Source organism: Pseudomonas sp. S8 (genome assembly GCF_050473925.1).
Classification (GTDB): domain Bacteria; phylum Pseudomonadota; class Gammaproteobacteria; order Pseudomonadales; family Pseudomonadaceae; genus Aquipseudomonas; species Aquipseudomonas parakoreensis.
In genome coordinates, this window is sequence record NZ_JBFDVZ010000016.1 from 1,212,773 (window position 1) to 1,227,173 (window position 14,401).

The 14,401-nt window shown below is 58.7% G+C and carries 15 protein-coding genes; 3 read left to right on the top strand and 12 right to left on the bottom strand.

Going from position 1 to position 14,401, the window contains the following annotated elements:
- Positions 1-392 precede the first annotated feature (392 nt).
- Positions 393-848 (top strand): VOC family protein, encoded by a 456-nt coding sequence (locus tag AB1J88_RS06715; protein ID WP_108182736.1) that lies wholly within the window; start codon positions 393-395, stop codon positions 846-848.
- A 751-nt stretch (positions 849-1,599) separates the two neighbouring features.
- Here AB1J88_RS06715 and AB1J88_RS06720 read toward each other — a convergent pair.
- Entirely contained in the window at positions 1,600-2,631 is a 1,032-nt protein-coding gene (locus AB1J88_RS06720; RefSeq protein ID WP_430290576.1) for a GNAT family N-acetyltransferase, read from the bottom strand.
- Positions 2,632-2,836: 205 nt separating this feature from the next.
- On the opposite strand from AB1J88_RS06720, the gene AB1J88_RS06725 reads away from it, so the two are divergent.
- Positions 2,837-3,301, top strand: coding sequence for a DUF3429 domain-containing protein (locus AB1J88_RS06725; protein ID WP_041064004.1), 465 nt, complete (start codon positions 2,837-2,839; stop codon positions 3,299-3,301).
- A 105-nt stretch (positions 3,302-3,406) separates the two neighbouring features.
- Here the strand turns inward: AB1J88_RS06725 and AB1J88_RS06730 are convergent, their stop codons facing one another.
- From AB1J88_RS06730 to AB1J88_RS06770, 9 genes are all read right to left on the bottom strand, one after another.
- Positions 3,407-4,456 (bottom strand): 3-oxoacyl-[acyl-carrier-protein] synthase III C-terminal domain-containing protein, encoded by a 1,050-nt coding sequence (locus tag AB1J88_RS06730; protein WP_047294472.1) that lies wholly within the window; start codon positions 4,454-4,456, stop codon positions 3,407-3,409.
- Between the two features lie 180 nt (positions 4,457-4,636).
- Positions 4,637-5,530 (bottom strand): LysR family transcriptional regulator, encoded by an 894-nt coding sequence (locus AB1J88_RS06735; RefSeq protein WP_430290577.1) that lies wholly within the window; start codon positions 5,528-5,530, stop codon positions 4,637-4,639.
- Between the two features lie 81 nt (positions 5,531-5,611).
- On the bottom strand, positions 5,612-6,664 hold the full coding sequence (locus AB1J88_RS06740) for an alpha/beta hydrolase (protein WP_430290578.1): 1,053 nt from the start codon (positions 6,662-6,664) through the stop codon (positions 5,612-5,614).
- Between the two features lie 50 nt (positions 6,665-6,714).
- Positions 6,715-7,659, bottom strand: a complete 945-nt coding sequence (locus tag AB1J88_RS06745) for an alpha/beta hydrolase (RefSeq protein WP_430292670.1) — start codon at positions 7,657-7,659, stop codon at positions 6,715-6,717.
- Between the two features lie 121 nt (positions 7,660-7,780).
- Positions 7,781-8,557 (bottom strand): carboxymuconolactone decarboxylase family protein, encoded by a 777-nt coding sequence (locus AB1J88_RS06750; protein WP_430290579.1) that lies wholly within the window; start codon positions 8,555-8,557, stop codon positions 7,781-7,783.
- Between the two features lie 225 nt (positions 8,558-8,782).
- Positions 8,783-9,250 (bottom strand): (R)-mandelonitrile lyase, encoded by a 468-nt coding sequence (locus AB1J88_RS06755; protein ID WP_315437731.1) that lies wholly within the window; start codon positions 9,248-9,250, stop codon positions 8,783-8,785.
- Between the two features lie 60 nt (positions 9,251-9,310).
- The gene (locus AB1J88_RS06760; protein ID WP_430290580.1) at positions 9,311-10,303 is read right to left on the bottom strand and encodes an aldo/keto reductase; all 993 of its coding nucleotides are present in this window, start codon (positions 10,301-10,303) and stop codon (positions 9,311-9,313) included.
- Between the two features lie 24 nt (positions 10,304-10,327).
- A complete protein-coding gene (locus AB1J88_RS06765; RefSeq protein ID WP_430290581.1) occupies positions 10,328-10,918 on the bottom strand; it encodes a flavodoxin in 591 nt (196 codons plus the stop codon).
- A complete protein-coding gene (locus tag AB1J88_RS06770; RefSeq protein WP_430290582.1) occupies positions 10,915-11,904 on the bottom strand; it encodes an aldo/keto reductase in 990 nt (329 codons plus the stop codon). The genes AB1J88_RS06765 and AB1J88_RS06770 overlap by 4 nt, the downstream gene beginning before the upstream one ends.
- Positions 11,905-12,231: 327 nt before the next feature.
- Between AB1J88_RS06770 and AB1J88_RS06775 the strand changes: the two genes are divergently transcribed.
- Positions 12,232-12,903 carry a lipopolysaccharide kinase InaA family protein gene (locus AB1J88_RS06775; RefSeq protein WP_041063985.1) on the top strand — a complete coding sequence of 224 codons (672 nt, stop codon included), beginning with the start codon at positions 12,232-12,234 and terminating at the stop codon, positions 12,901-12,903.
- Positions 12,904-12,983: 80 nt separating this feature from the next.
- Here the strand turns inward: AB1J88_RS06775 and AB1J88_RS06780 are convergent, their stop codons facing one another.
- Together AB1J88_RS06780 and AB1J88_RS06785 are read right to left on the bottom strand one after the other, a co-directional pair.
- Positions 12,984-13,550, bottom strand: coding sequence for a VOC family protein (locus AB1J88_RS06780; RefSeq protein WP_041063983.1), 567 nt, complete (start codon positions 13,548-13,550; stop codon positions 12,984-12,986).
- A gap of 55 nt (positions 13,551-13,605) precedes the next feature.
- Positions 13,606-14,358, bottom strand: coding sequence for an SDR family NAD(P)-dependent oxidoreductase (locus AB1J88_RS06785; protein WP_041063981.1), 753 nt, complete (start codon positions 14,356-14,358; stop codon positions 13,606-13,608).
- Positions 14,359-14,401: the final 43 nt, after the last annotated feature.

Genomic DNA, 14,401 nt, shown 5'->3' on the forward strand with positions numbered 1-14,401 from the left:
GCTGATCGACATTTAAGCGAATTGAACGGGCACCCGATCGAGCACCATCGTTGCCTGCTGAAACTCCCGAAAGAAGCCCGTCCAACCGCCGCAGTTCTTATCAACCCCATGATCCGAGCGGGGTCGTTTGATACGAAGACACGGCACCTTAGCCGGCCTTGTCGCTGATTCAGTAGCCTGATTGCGCCACGATCGTGTCTGATATCGACATGTGAATACCATGAGGTCGTATTGGAATTTTCTACGAATCTCTCAGCTATCCGACCGAACCGCGCATCAGCCGGGAAAAAGATCGATTCGAATATGTCAACATTCAGGGCGGTAGATCAGATAGCGTCCGCCGGCGGGTGGCTGACTATTACGATTGGGGGCTTTTGGACAGGGGCTATGTAATGGATCTGAAGTTCAGTCATGTAGATGTACTGGTCAATAATCTCGAGGAAGCCTGTGCTTACTACGCACACATACTAAACGCCAGGATTTCCAAAACGCTTGTCTGGGAGCGGGGCGGTCTGCATGTTCGCTACGCGATTGCACTGATAGGTCAAGAACGTTTCATGCTGGTGCAACCGTTGGCAGGCAATCTGAAAGAACTTTTGGATTCTTCAGGTGAAGGCATGATTTACCGCCACTGCTACTCAACGAAAGATATCGAAAAAGCCTATGACGAGCTGATGGACGCGGGTGTTCAGCCTCAAGACGAAAATGGAGCGCCATTGCCTCGCGCGAATCTGCAATCCCCGGCCGGCGCACGCATTATCTGGCTACCAAAGCGCTTCGGGCATTTCTCTATCGAGATACTCGAAGAAAAGGCGCTGGAAGCGTTTATCGAGACTGCGTTTATCTGAAAAAATAGCGGCCATTCCTGGATTAAGTGACTTGGCAATGGCGGCGAGCTGTGCAGTGCCAACGCCAGCTTTTATTCGATTGCAGCCCTTCGCTAACAGGCAACAACTGGGATAGGTCGGCCAAAAGCAGCCGTTTGGGAAAGACGGATCTACAAAGCAGGCACTGCCTGCCATCGGATCAAGTTCGCTTGAGTTGGAACGCAATCTTAATCGCGGCTTCAGCCTGGCCAGCGAGCAAAGCTATTTGCGGGGGGATGAGAACCTCGCCCCAAGACAAGTTTGTCGCGACGGACACAATCAAATGCAGCTCGTAATGGCGCCCGTTCAACTCGGTTTTGACCCAAGCAAGAGTGCTACCTAGAGTGTCAACTGTTACTGGGATAGAGATAAACCTGCTTTGGTCCGTCGGTCGCACACCGCCGCGACGACATTCAAAGTGAACAGCCATCCGTTCATAGGTTTGAGCGTCAATGCCATGCACGACGACGAAATAGTTTGAGCAATCATATTGGTCCACCGTAGTAATCATAAATTTACAGTCCATTGCAGAGACCAATCTGCGTTGATATCTAAGCAGCTAAAGTTTTCTTGGGGCCGGTTTCTGCCATTATCCATTATTGACTGACTGCCTTGGGCCCGTAATCAGTCGACCGGTTGAATCCGCAGCCGATAGCTGCCACCCACAAACAACTGTCATAGGCCAAAAGCAGCTCGCCAGCAGCCAATAAATCCGCTGTCCTCTCACAAAGTGTTACTCACCAAGCCACCATTCAAGTACCGGCAGTTGCCGGGGCTCGCCACACACCGGGCGCGATACATTGCGCACATGCCGGGCACCGAGTCGCTCGTAGAAGGCTTGGGCCGACGGATCGGACTCCACCGACAGGGTGGACACGCCCAGGCCGCGTGCCACAGCCAGTGCATGCTCCACCAGGCGTCGTCCGTGGCCTCCGTTCATGGCCGACGGGTCGACCCAGCAATGCTCCAGTTGCCAGCCATCCTCGTCGCGCTCCAATCCATAGAATCCCAGTGGCGGGCCATCCGCCGCGACCAGCACCGCGTAATGGCCGGTCAGTTGTGCCGGGGTTAACGTCAGCGCCGGTTCCCAGGCCTCCATCCACGCTTCGGGATAACCCCAGTGGGCCTTGCTGCGCCGGGCCAGGGCACTCAGCGCCGGTGCATCCGCGCCACGGCATGGCCGCAGGATCGGCGTCTCGTCCGCCAATAACGCTCGCGCCGCCGGGTCAGTGGCCAGCAGGCTGTACTGGTGCAGGCTGAGGAAGCGCTCGTCCTTGTACTCCAACTCCCGCAGGGTTCCCTCAAACACGAAACCGAGCCGCTCCAGCAGGCGGGCGCTGGCGGGGTTTTCCGGCTCGACGTCGGCGTGAATGCGGTGCACGCCGAGGTTGCTCAAGGCGAAGCGCAGAAGGGTGGGCAGGCAAGCCTGCATCAGACCTCGCCCCCAGTAGTCCGGCATCAGCCAGTAGCCGATATCCAGGCTGCGATCGGCATGAGACCAATCATTGAAGCCACAGGCGCCCACCCATTCATCGCGCCCCGGCAGTGCGATGCCCCACCAGATACCCCGGCGTTCTTCCAGCAACGCGTCGTACCAGCGCATCTGTTCGTCCGTCGCTTCGAGGCTGTTGTAAGACACGCCATAGTGGGCAATCACCTGCGGGTGAGACAGCCCGGCGAAAATCGCATCGACATCACGACGATGAATTCGCCGCAGCGTGCAGCGTGGCAGGAAAAACTCGGGGAAATCAGCAATAAGGTCCATCAAATTCACTGCGCCAGGTGAGTGCAGGAATACTCGCAGCAAAGTGGCCAGACGCACAGATACAGTCAGGGAAGGGCTGGGCGTAACAGACTGACACTCATGCCGAACTGCTGGAGAGGAAGGGCGTTTATACGCGGCGGCGTGCGCATCAGGTCGGAGCTTTTGGGTCTACAGTCTTGTGTATCGGGCACTGGAAGCAATTGAAATGAACCTGTCATCTTCGCTCTCGCCGCCAAGGTATGTCTGCCTGCTGGGCTATGGCGGTTTACTACCGTTTATTGGCCTTGTGCTACTCATCCTCACATCTTTGGAATATCGAATGTTTTGGGCGGTAGCGCTGGTCAACTATGGCGCTGTCATCCTCAGCTTCATCGGCGCCTTGCACTGGGGGTTCGCCATGTCAGTGCAAAACATGAGTGACGAACTGCGCCGCGACCGGCTTATGTGGAGTGTCATGCCGGCGCTTGTCGCTTGGCTCAGCACGTTACTGCCGGTGCCAGTGGGTTGCTTGCTGTTGATCATCGGATTTGTCGTGCACTTCTGGCAAGACCGGCAGTTGGTTCGGGTTGTGAGCCTGCAAGCCTGGTACCTGCCAATGCGATTGCGCCTGACGGCCGTGGCGTGTGTTTGCCTGCTGACTGGCGCAGTTGCTGTAGTCATTCATTCGTGAAACCGCGCCTGCCCGAATCGTCTGCAGTGAGAGTGTCTTAACAATCAACCGTTTTGATCATGGACGAGCAACTTGCCGCCTCACGACGGCAAGTTGCATCAGGCCCTACAAGGTAAACGACAGCGCGGAGAAAACCATCCCGCCGCTGCCCGCCCAGCCCATGCAAAACTGCCCGGTCTCGGCTTCGCCACGACTCATCGCATCGAAGATGCCGTAGGGGATGGACGCGGTAATGATGTTGCCGGTTTTATGCCCGACATGGTGCAGCTTGTGATCAATACCGATCAGTTGCCCAATGTGCTCCCACATCTTGGGTGAACCGGTATGAATAAATACTTTATGAACATCCGCCGCAGAGACGTTTTGCAAGTTGAAGACTTTTATCGCTTCGTTGCGACCATCTTCATGCAAGGCTGCTGCGTAGGAATTGAATTGATACTGGCCGCCGGTCGGTGAAATACGCGGAATATCTTCCTCATTGCAGAACAGTTTCCAGTCCGGCAGGGAGATGGTCGACAAGTCACTCAAGTCCGGCCGGTTGATGTACGAGAACTTGAAGTTGCCGGGGGCTTCATGACTGAGAATGGTGACCGTGACAGCTTCGCCAATGGTAAAACTCGGAAACTTGTAAGCCAGTTCCGCCGACGACTGTAAAGAGAAGTTCTTGGGCATCACCGGCCCGCCAGCAGACATGCCAAATTCCATATTGACGATCGCCGCGTAGCGAATCTCGCCGGCCTGCATTTTACTGTTGATGACATCCATGGCGGTCACCCAGCCGTTGCAGGCGTCCACCACATCGAAGTTTCTGCAGTTCAGCCCCAGCGCCTTGGCGATGAAAGTGCTGTTGGCCGGCTCGATGAAGCCTCGCGTAACGTTCGGATAGATCAACAGATCCAGATCGGCCTTGTCGATATTGGCCTGGGCGAGCGCGGAGTTGAATGCTGTCTCCATCAGTTCCATCGGCGTTTCGTCGGCGCCCAGCCAATGCCGCGTGCCGCTGCCGCTTTTTTCAAGCAACTTGCTGATGGTCTTCAAGGTTTTTGGCAAGTCTTCCTGGAACGTATCTTTAGAGTGTTCCTCGACCAGGTTTATAACGTCTTGATTGCTGATAATGCGTGACGGGAGAATCCCGGACAGCCCAACTATTTTCATATGACTTCCTTGTTGAAAGTATGCATCCGTGGGCAATGGCTGCGGATGAGCAAACCCTTACTCATCCCTGTAAGGAGCCACTGGCGGCAATACTTTTAGCACAAAGAAAATGCGGATCAAGAAAGTTGTGGGTTATTTTCCTCAATCGAGTTGAATCATGATCTGAGTCAATTTAACGCGTCATTCCTTATAAACGAGCGCATCCACCACAACCCCGAACGCTGACGAATGTTCACGACGATTCGGGTAGTAAAGGTGGTAACCGGCAAACGGTTGGCACCAATCCTCAAGTACGCGCACCAGTGTGCTGTTGGCCAACTGGCTGATGACCATGTCTTCCGGCAGAAACGCCAGCCCGCAGCCTGCCTCCGCCGCACGCAGGATCGGCATGCTGCTGTTGAACGTCCATTGCCCCTCGACGCGCGCCTTGAGTTCGTGACCGTCTTTTTCAAAATCCCATTGCATCAGGCTGCCGTGGGTGGGCAGGCGCAGATTGATGCAGTTGTGCGCAGCCAGATCGCTCGGTGCCTGCGGGATCGGTCGGTGCTTGAAATACTCGGGAGAGCCTACTACCGCGATGCGCAATGACGGACCGATCGGCACGGCAATCATGTCCTTCGCCACCTGATCGCCCAGACGCACGCCGGCGTCATAGCGCTGTGCAACGATGTCGGAAAGGGCATAGTCGACCGTGATTTCGACCTTGATGTCCGGGTAGTCGGGCAGCACCTTCAACAGCTTCGGCCAGAGGATATTGTTGGCTGCATGTTCGGACGCCGAGATCCGCACATTACCGGCCGGGGTGTCGCGAAATTCACTGACCGCAGCCAGTTCCAGTTCGATCTCATCGAAGCGCGGCGCCATCGACTGATACAAGCGCTGGCCGGCCTCGGTCGGCGAAACGCTGCGCGTGGTTCGCGTCAGCAGGCGCACGCCCAGCCGAGTTTCAAGGGCGCGCATGGTGTGGCTCAGCGCCGACTGCGAGACGCCCAGCTGTGCGGCTGCGCGGGTAAAACTGCCTTCGCGGGCGATCACCACGAAGGCTTGCAGGTCGTTGAGGTTGGCGCGGGACATTGATGAGGGCCTCTCATGAGGGACGCGGGATTATTCCATGAAAGCAGGTTGCGCATGGATGCGCGACTCTCAAGGCGCTCATCACAGGGTGCGTGCGTAAAATTCGCTCAGCTTGCCAATCGCCGCATCAACATATTGCGGCACCCAGTAGGTTTCGATGTGCGTCGCGCCATCGACAATGAACACTTCCTTGTCCGAGGTGCCGGTGGCTTTGGGGAAGGCATCCTGAGTCATGTACAGGCTGTCGGCCTTGCTGCCGGCGATCATCAGCAAGGGTTGATTGATCAGATCGATGTGGTCGGTGGCGTCGAAACGCATCAAATCCAGCAAACTGCTGGTGGTGTATTTGAAGGTCGAGTTGGGGTGTGCGTGGGTTTTCCAGTAGTACTCGTAGCCCTGGCGATACAGTTCGAAGGGCAGTTTGGCTATCTGCTCATCGGTGAGGTTGGCATCGCCCGAATACAGCACCGCACCACCGGCCGCTTCCTGTGCGCGGGCTGCTGATGCCTGTTGCAAACGTTGCTGGATGCTGTCGATTTGCGAGTCGTTGTAGCCGTTGCGGCGTACCCGGCCCGAGTTGAACATGCTTACGGTCGCCAGCGATTTGAAGCGTTTATCGGTTTGCGCCGCCGCCAACGAATAGCCGCCACCGCCGCAGATGCCAAGCAGGCCCAGACGCTTGTCATCGACACCGGCAAACTGGCTGATAAAGTCGGCCATGCCGTGGATGTCTTCGATGCGATACGCCGGTTTATCGATGCTGCGCGGCTGACCACCGCTGGCGCCCTGATAGGCCGCATCGGCCGTGATGGTGATGTAACCCTGTTCCGCCAGACGCTGGGCATACAGACCGGCAACCTGTTCTTTGACGCCGCCATTGGGGTGAGCAACGACCACGGTCGGGTAAGTCTTCTTCGCGTCGTAGTTGGCCGGGGTGTACACGTTGGCGGCGATGTCCAGACCATTGAGCGTGTACCTGACCGGGTGGATATTGACCTTGCCCGGTTCGTTCTTGCTGATCGCGCCGTCGTAGGCGAGGGTGAAAGGGTTCTTTTTGTAATCGGCGGCCAAGGCCTCGCCCGCCGAGAGGCCGACCAATGCCGACATGAGCGTGGCTTTGAGAGTGTTCTTCACATGAGGCTCCTGAGCAATCAATTAGGGCGGCAGTTGCAAAAATATTGGGGTCAGTCCAGCTGTTTTTCTTTGAGGAATTGCGCGACCAGGTCAGCGATCTGCACGTTGTTCAGATCCGACATGGGGAAGTGGGTGTTGCCGTGGATGCCAATCTCCGGCAGGTGGATCAGGCGCACATCACCGCCATGTCGATTGACCGCGTCACGCCAAAGCCGGGCCATCTTCAAGCGTGCGCGCCAACTGTCCTGAGCGGGCAGGTCGACGGCCTGTTCCGGGATGTTGTCGCCGTAGAGGATCAGAATCGGAATGCGCGTCAGTGCCATGAATTGCTCCAGCGGCACCGCTGCGCCTTGCACCGTGTCGAACGCGCTGGGGATCGGCGCCGGTACTTCACCGTCAGCAAACACGAAACTGCTGCCCGGTTCGAATGCCACGATGGCTTTGACCTTGGCGTTCTTGATCGCCGTCAACCAGCCCGGTCCGCCACCTTGCGAATGGGTGAACAAAATCCCCGGGCCGATTTTGTCGAACAGCGCCGACACGCCATCGGAGACCACGCCCATGTCGAACGGCCCGGTGTTTGGCGTCATCGCCCGGAAAAACTGCTCGCGGGTTTGTGCGTCCTGTGCCACTTGCACGCCTTTGAAGTAGTTGGGCCACAGGCCGATGCGGAACTGGTTGAACCACAGTTGTTCGTCAGGCACAGGCTTGAGTGTGGTCTCGACCATGCTGCGTCCGGCATCGCCACGCCGAGGCTGATCAATCAGATAAACGCCGTAGTGACGGCGAAGAAAAATGTTCTGAAAACCCTCGCGGCCATCGGCAGTGGTTTCCCAGGTCTTGGAAAATTGACCCGCGCCGTGCCACATGAAGATGGGCAGTTTTCGCGCATCGACCGGGATCTGATAGAACGCGTAGGCGTGGTCACCGTGGTAAGTCTGGCCGTTGGGCGCCATCGGTTGGCGCGGGTTGAAAGTGCCCGGTGCCGTGATCATCGTTCCGCCAGCGGCGAAGCTGCCTTGCTTCTGGATCAGCAGCGGGCCTTCGGAAGGGTTTGCGCAGGCCGCCAACAGGCTCAACAGTGAGAGGCACAGCAAATGTTTTGCAGCTTTCATGTCATGCCCCCGAAGCTGCGAGGGCTTGGGTCAGCGCGGTGTCGGCACGTTCAGCTGTCTGCGCATCGCCGTGTTTTTTCAGCAGCTCGGTAACTTGGCGCAACTGTGCCGCGCTGAGACCGACGCGCAGGCTCGCCGCCATGTGCGAGCGCAGCTGTGATTCCACCCCCGGCGTGGCTGCCAGCGCCCCGACGGTCGCCAGTTCGCGGCTTTGCCAGTCGAGGTTGTCGCGCTCGAAGATGTCGCCGAACAAGTGCGTTTGCAGGAAGCGGTTGATCACCGGAGCGAACTCGAACACCGGGCCTTTGACCGGGCCGCCGGAGATTCTGGTTTGATTCGCGGTGCCGGCGGCCAGCAGTTCGTCACCGGTCGAGACAGCGCGGCCCGGCTCGCGTCCCGGCGCATCATTGACGCCGCGCTGTTTGCGGGCCTGGACCACCGTCATCAGTTCGTTCAAGGCGTTGAGGCTGCGCGGGAAGCCGACATAAGCGTAGAGCTGCACCAGAACTTCGCGGGTTTCGCTGATGGTCAAGCCGGCATCGAGTCCCTGGTTGAGCGCCGCGTTGAGGTGAGGCATGTCGCTGGTCGCCATGAAAGCCGCGATCAGTGGAATCGCTTGTTGTTGGCTCGACAATGTCGTTGCGCTGGCGGGTGTGTTGGTCATGGTTTGCGCTGCCTCGGCTGCTTGAGTGGTAACGCTGAAGATCGCCGCAACGCCCAGACAAAGCGCCATGAGTGCGGGGAGGGCGGTGGACTTGCGTGCGTCAGTGGTCATCATGAAAGGCTCCATCCATTGCAGGTCACTGCGGTGTTGCTGGATCGTACGGAGGATGGTGGTGGCGATTAACCCCGAAAAGGCGCATGCACTCCTGAGCAAAACTCATGAGTCAACGTTGCCATAACCGCTGGAGTCCTGACTCGGCCCCGCTGTTACGGGGCCCGGAGGTCAGATGATGGTTTGCCGGAAGAGTCCGAACGAACAACTTCGACACATTCTGTAACTTCATTGGCCGGCGTATTGCGCCTCCGAGACTTGCTCGGCCCAGGTGACGGTCTGGCCGTCCTCGGCTTCAGCAATGGCGATGTGGGTCATGCCACTGTTGGCCGTGGCGCCGTGCCAGTGCCGGGTGTTCGGCGGAATCCAGACAGTGTCGCCCGGACGGATTTCCTGACGCGGGCCACCCTCTTGCTGCACATAGCCAACGCCAGCGGTGACGATCAGTGTTTGCCCCAGCGGATGGGTGTGCCACGCCGTGCGTGCGCCAGGTTCGAAGGTCACCGTGCCGCCGGCGATGCGCGCGGGCGCGTCACCTTTGAACAAGCCATCAACGCGCACAGCGCCGGTAAAGTTTTGCGCCGCGCCCTTGATCGAGGGCTGGGTACCGTTCGGGGTAATGCGGATTTCACTGGCAGCCTGGGCTTCTGCGGTCATGAGTGAGAAAGCCACGAGTGGCGCGATCAATCGGTTCATCGGATCAACTCCGGTCAGTCAATGAAAGCGGCGCCGCGCGCGGTGCCGCGTTGGGCAGACTCAAAGTCCAGTCATTTTCAGTGCCGACTCCGGCAGGCGTTCACCGTGCACCTGAATCTGCGCCATCTGCTCGTTGATCACGCGCAGATCATCTGCGCTCAATGGCAACTCGACCGCGCCCAGGTTTTCTTCCAGGCGATGCGGTTTCGTCGTACCCGGGATCGGCACAATCCACGGTTTCTGTGCGAGCAACCAGGCCAGGGCCACTTGTGCCGGCGTGGCGTGTTTGCGTTGCGCGACGGCTTTCACCACATCGACCAGCGCCAGATTGGCCCTGCGCGCTTCAGGGGAAAAGCGCGGGACGACATTGCGGAAATCGCTCGCGTCGAACTGCGTGTGCTCGTCGATCTGACCGGTGAGGAAACCGGCGCCCAGCGGGCTGAATGGAACGAAGCCGATCCCCAGTTCTTCCAGCACCGACAGCAGTTCCAGCTCCGGGCCGCGCCAGAACAGCGAATATTCGCTCTGTACCGCCGTGACCGGTTGCACCGCGTGAGCCCGGCGTATGGTCTCCACACCCGCCTCAGACAGGCCAAAATGCTTGACCTTGCCCTCGGCGATCAGCTCCTTGACCGTGCCGGCGACGTCTTCGATGGGTACCTGCGGATCAACGCGGTGCTGATAAAACAGGTCGATGCAATCGGTGCGCAGACGCTTCAACGCCGCTTCGGCCACGGCGCGGATATGCGCCGGGCGGCTGTTGGTGCCGCCGCCGCGTGCGCCGGTGATCAGGTCGATATCGAAGCCGAATTTGGTAGCAATGACGACTTGCTCGCGGATCGGCTGCAAGGCCTCGCCCAGCAGTTCTTCATTGGCGAACGGGCCATACGCCTCAGCGGTGTCGAACAAGGTGACGCCTTGCTCGTGGGCCGAACGAATCAGCTTGATCATGCTGGTTTTGTCGGCAGCCGGCCCGTAGGCCGACGTCATGCTCATGCAACCAAGGCCCAGTGCGGACACTTTCAGGCCATTGCCCAACGTGCGGATTTTCATGATGTCACTCCGTACAGAATTCGATTAACGCGCGAGGGGGTGATCGCTCAGCCAGCCATTCACGCGCTCCATGGTCTTGCGCTCTTGCTCACCCTCCATCACAAAACCTTCCAGAACCTTAGTCTTCGGTGCGTGCTTGACGAGCACGCTGCGACTGTTGCCCAAGCCATAACCGCCGTGGGTGTTGAAGGGGATGAGGGTCTTGCCGGTCAGGTCGTGGGCGCTGAGGAAGGTGCGCACGATCGGCGGCGCGGTTTCACCCCAGATCGGAAAGCCGAGATAAATCGTGTCGTAGTCGCTGAGGGCGTGAACCTTGTTTTGCAGTTCGGGTTCGAAGCCGCTGTCACGCTCCTGACGCGCCTGTTCCACGGTTTGCAGATAGTCCTCGGGGTAGGCGCGGGCCGGGCGAATCTCGAACAGATCGGCACCCAGTCCACGCTGGATCAGCCCGGCAACCACGCGGGTATTGCCCGAGCGCGAAAAGTACGCGACCAGAATCCGCGAGCCTGAGCGCGGTGTTTCACTGGCGCCTTGCGTGTCGGCGAGCGACAACAGCGGAGCGCTGGCCAGTGCGGCGATCACCGTGCGCCGCAGCGGATCGTGATCGTTGCTCATCGACCGACACGCGCTTTAAGGGCCTCGGGATAGCGCTCGCCTTCGATGCGGATCTGCGCCAGCGCAACATCAATCGCCTTCAGCTCGGCGGCATCGAGCGTGATGTCCGCGCCGCCGAGGTTTTCTTCCAGGCGATGCAGCTTGGTCGTGCCCGGAATCGGTACGATCCACGGTGCCTGCGCCAGCAGCCAGGCCAAAGCGATCTGCGCCGGTGTTGCGTGTTTCTGCGCGGCGATCTGGCGAATCAGTACCACCATCCCCTGATTGGCTTGCAGCGCCGCTTGGCTGAAGCGCGGCACGATGCTGCGGAAATCGTCGCTGCCGTAAGTGGCCTCCGCCGACACCGTGCCCGTGAGAAAGCCCTTGCCCAAAGGGCTGAACGGCACGAAGCCGATGCCCAACTCCCAAAGCGTCGGCAGGATTTCCTGTTCGGGCTCGCGCCACCACAGCGAGTATTCGCTTTGCAGCGCCGTGAGCGGCTGCACCGCGTGCGCACGGCGAATGGTCTGTGCACCGGCCTCCGACAGGCCGAAATGCTTGACCTTGCCTTCGCTAATCAGGTCTTTCACCGTCCCGGCGACGTCTTCGATCGGCACGTCCGGATCGACGCGGTGTTGGTAAAGCAAATCGATGTAATCGGTTTTCAGTCGGCGCAGCGAACCTTCGACGGCGACCCGAATACGTTCGGGCCGGCTGTCCAGAGTCTGCTTTGTGTTGTCAGCACCGACGGCGAAGCCGAATTTGGTGGCGATCACGACCTGGTCACGAACCGGGGACAGCGCCTCGCCGACGACTTGCTCATTGAGATAAGGGCCGTAGAACTCGGCGGTATCGAAGAAGGTGACGCCTAGGTCAACGGCCGTGCGAATCAGCGAGATCGCTTGCGCCGTTTCTGTCGCTGGACCGTAGCCATGGCTCAAGCCCATGCAGCCAAAGCCCAAAGCTGACACTTGCAGTGAACTGTTTCCGAGTGTGCGCTTGTGCATGTCGATCTCCCGTCAGACGTTGGGAGCACAGTAAGCGAGCGTGAGTAAGGGTACTAGACGGGTAAATCGGCAAGGGTTTATGAGGCTCACTCATCAGTCACTCGATGTGTCGACCGCGCTCTGCCGGTATCTGAATGTGACGTTGCGAGCAAAGGTCTCCCAGAAGGGATAAATACCTTCCATGCCAATTTCTGTCACATCGCTGCGTAAAAGCCTCAAGATGGCCCTAACATCCACGATAAATAGGGAACTATTAACGTCCACAAATAGACTGAGCTGCTGTTGCGACGTCGCACGAAACAATTTCTACAAAAAATGGAGCACACAATGGGCAGGGCACGCGATGAGTTTGATTTTTGGTGGGGTACGTCCGGGTCGTGGGTGGAACCGCCGAATGTGCGCCGCAGCGGCACCAGCGGTGTCCAGCTGATTGTTCAAGGTGACAAGACGTTTTTTGTAAAGCGTCAGACCGGCCATTTGTTCCGCAGTCTGCGTTACCCCACTGGCCGACCCACCGCATTGCGTGAAGGCGTTGCCCTTTCAAGACTTGAGCAACTGGGCGTGAATGCACCAAGGCCGGTATTTTATGGTGCGAGAAAAGTTGACGGCCTATGGCAGGGTGTTCTGGTTACCGAAGACCTGGGCGGCTTCATCGATCTGGATACCTGGTATGGCCAGGGCGCTGCAAGCCTGTTGACCACAGCGCAACATCTGCGACTGCTTGAACGTTTAGCGCAAATGCTGGCGCGGCTGCACTCGGGCAAATGGCAACACGGTTGCATGCGTTCCAAACACATCTTTATCAAGGCGTCGATTACTGACGCTGACTTCGATTTCGAACTGGCGCTGCTTGACCTGGAGAAGTCTCGCGGTCGTGCTACTGCAATGGGCGCGGCGCGTCACGACATTCCCCAACTCAGACGGCATTCTTTCTGGGATGAGTCGCAGTGGCGGCATTTCCTTTCGAGCTATGAGCAAGCCAGCGGTAGAACTATGTAGATAGGTGTGCCTGCCACCGGGGCCTTACCGTCCTGTTGGCGGATTGTTAATCAGCCACAAGTTTTTCGTAAACGGCGGGGTCAGCCCCCGACGTTGTGCGGCAGCGACACCAGCTCAATCTGCGTGCCCCACGGCGCCTGAAAATAGAACCAGCGAACGCCGTCCGGGTTGGTAATGGGCTCGTTGAGAATGGTCACATTCAGGCGCTTGAGGGTAGCCAGGCTGCCGTCAATATCGGCGGTGCGCAAGGCCACATGGCTGGCTCCGGCGTCGTCGCCATGGGGTTGAACCTGATTGATTTCAGAGCCTTGGTACTGAAACAACTCCAACTTCGCGCCGCCGTCCATTTGCAGCATCACAAAGCGTTGCAGCTCGCTGGAGCGGTGCCAGCGGAATTGGCTTTTCCACTGATCCGGGATCTTGCCAGGGCTGATATCCGAGATCACCCGTGCGCCCATCAGCGCGGAGAAAAAGCGTGTGGCTTCGTCGATATCCGGCACATTGATGCCGACATGATCGATGGCTGAAACCTGAAGCGGTGCGGCGGAGTTCATGGCGGGTGGGCTCTGCGGAGTCGAGGGCGCTGCCAAAGTACCGGCAGCCAAGGGCAGGGTGGCGGCAAGCAGGGCCCAGTGCAATGTGTTCATAAACGGATCCTCATGAATGGGTGGCGGGCGACCGCAACAGTCGCCCGCTGACTGCTCAGATTTGCGCTTGGCCGCCGTCAACAAACAGCTCGATACCGTTGACGAAACTGGCGTCATCCGAGGCCAGGAACAACGCGGCGCTGGCAATTTCATCCGCTTCACCGACACGCCCCATGGGGATCAGCGACGCCAGGTAGTCGAGCAAGCCCTGCTGTTGAGCGGCATCAGGGCCGGCCAAATCAACCAGGCCAGGCGTGCGGGTGGCGCCGGGGCTGATGGTGTTGACGCGCACCTGGCGGTCTTTCAAATCCAGAATCCAGTTGCGGGCAAACGAGCGCACGGCGGCCTTGGACGCGGCGTACACACTGAAGGCGGCCGTGCCCGAACTGCCTGCCGTAGAGCCGGTGAGAATCACCGAGGCTTTTGGAGCCAGCAGCGGCAGCGCCTTTTGCACAGTGAACAGCACGCCTTTTACGTTGCGATTGAAGGTGTCGTCGTACTGCTGTTCCGTGATGTCACCCAGCGGCAGCATGGATCCACCGCCAGCATTGGCGAACAGCACGTCGATTCGGCCGTGGGTCGCGCCAATCTGGCGATACAACGCGTCCAGCTGATCAAGGTTGGTGGAGTCCACCTGCACGCCGGTGGCGTTGCCAACTGCGGTAACAGCGGCGTCCAGTTCTGCTTGGCGACGGCCCGTGATATAGACGTGAGCGCCTTCCTGAGCGAAGCGTTTGGCGGTGGCCAGACCGATGCCTGTAGTGCCGCCGGTTACCAACGCAATTTTGCCTTCGAGTTTGTTAGTCATGGTGTTTCTCCCGTATTTCGATTGAGTGAGTTGCGGTGTGGGA

What these genes read in the sequence shown, in the direction of transcription:
- AB1J88_RS06715 (WP_108182736.1), top strand. Translation starts at nt 393, where the DNA reads ATGGATCTGAAGTTCAGTCATGTAGATGTACTGGTCAATAATCTCGAG.
- AB1J88_RS06720 (WP_430290576.1), bottom strand. Translation starts at nt 2,631, where the DNA reads ATGGACCTTATTGCTGATTTCCCCGAGTTTTTCCTGCCACGCTGCACG.
- AB1J88_RS06725 (WP_041064004.1), top strand. Translation starts at nt 2,837, where the DNA reads ATGAACCTGTCATCTTCGCTCTCGCCGCCAAGGTATGTCTGCCTGCTG.
- AB1J88_RS06730 (WP_047294472.1), bottom strand. Translation starts at nt 4,456, where the DNA reads ATGAAAATAGTTGGGCTGTCCGGGATTCTCCCGTCACGCATTATCAGC.
- AB1J88_RS06735 (WP_430290577.1), bottom strand. Translation starts at nt 5,530, where the DNA reads ATGTCCCGCGCCAACCTCAACGACCTGCAAGCCTTCGTGGTGATCGCC.
- AB1J88_RS06745 (WP_430292670.1), bottom strand. Translation starts at nt 7,659, where the DNA reads ATGATCACGGCACCGGGCACTTTCAACCCGCGCCAACCGATGGCGCCC.
- AB1J88_RS06750 (WP_430290579.1), bottom strand. Translation starts at nt 8,557, where the DNA reads ATGATGACCACTGACGCACGCAAGTCCACCGCCCTCCCCGCACTCATG.
- AB1J88_RS06755 (WP_315437731.1), bottom strand. Translation starts at nt 9,250, where the DNA reads ATGAACCGATTGATCGCGCCACTCGTGGCTTTCTCACTCATGACCGCA.
- AB1J88_RS06760 (WP_430290580.1), bottom strand. Translation starts at nt 10,303, where the DNA reads ATGAAAATCCGCACGTTGGGCAATGGCCTGAAAGTGTCCGCACTGGGC.
- AB1J88_RS06765 (WP_430290581.1), bottom strand. Translation starts at nt 10,918, where the DNA reads ATGAGCAACGATCACGATCCGCTGCGGCGCACGGTGATCGCCGCACTG.
- AB1J88_RS06770 (WP_430290582.1), bottom strand. Translation starts at nt 11,904, where the DNA reads ATGCACAAGCGCACACTCGGAAACAGTTCACTGCAAGTGTCAGCTTTG.
- AB1J88_RS06775 (WP_041063985.1), top strand. Translation starts at nt 12,232, where the DNA reads ATGGGCAGGGCACGCGATGAGTTTGATTTTTGGTGGGGTACGTCCGGG.
- AB1J88_RS06780 (WP_041063983.1), bottom strand. Translation starts at nt 13,550, where the DNA reads ATGAACACATTGCACTGGGCCCTGCTTGCCGCCACCCTGCCCTTGGCT.
- AB1J88_RS06785 (WP_041063981.1), bottom strand. Translation starts at nt 14,358, where the DNA reads ATGACTAACAAACTCGAAGGCAAAATTGCGTTGGTAACCGGCGGCACT.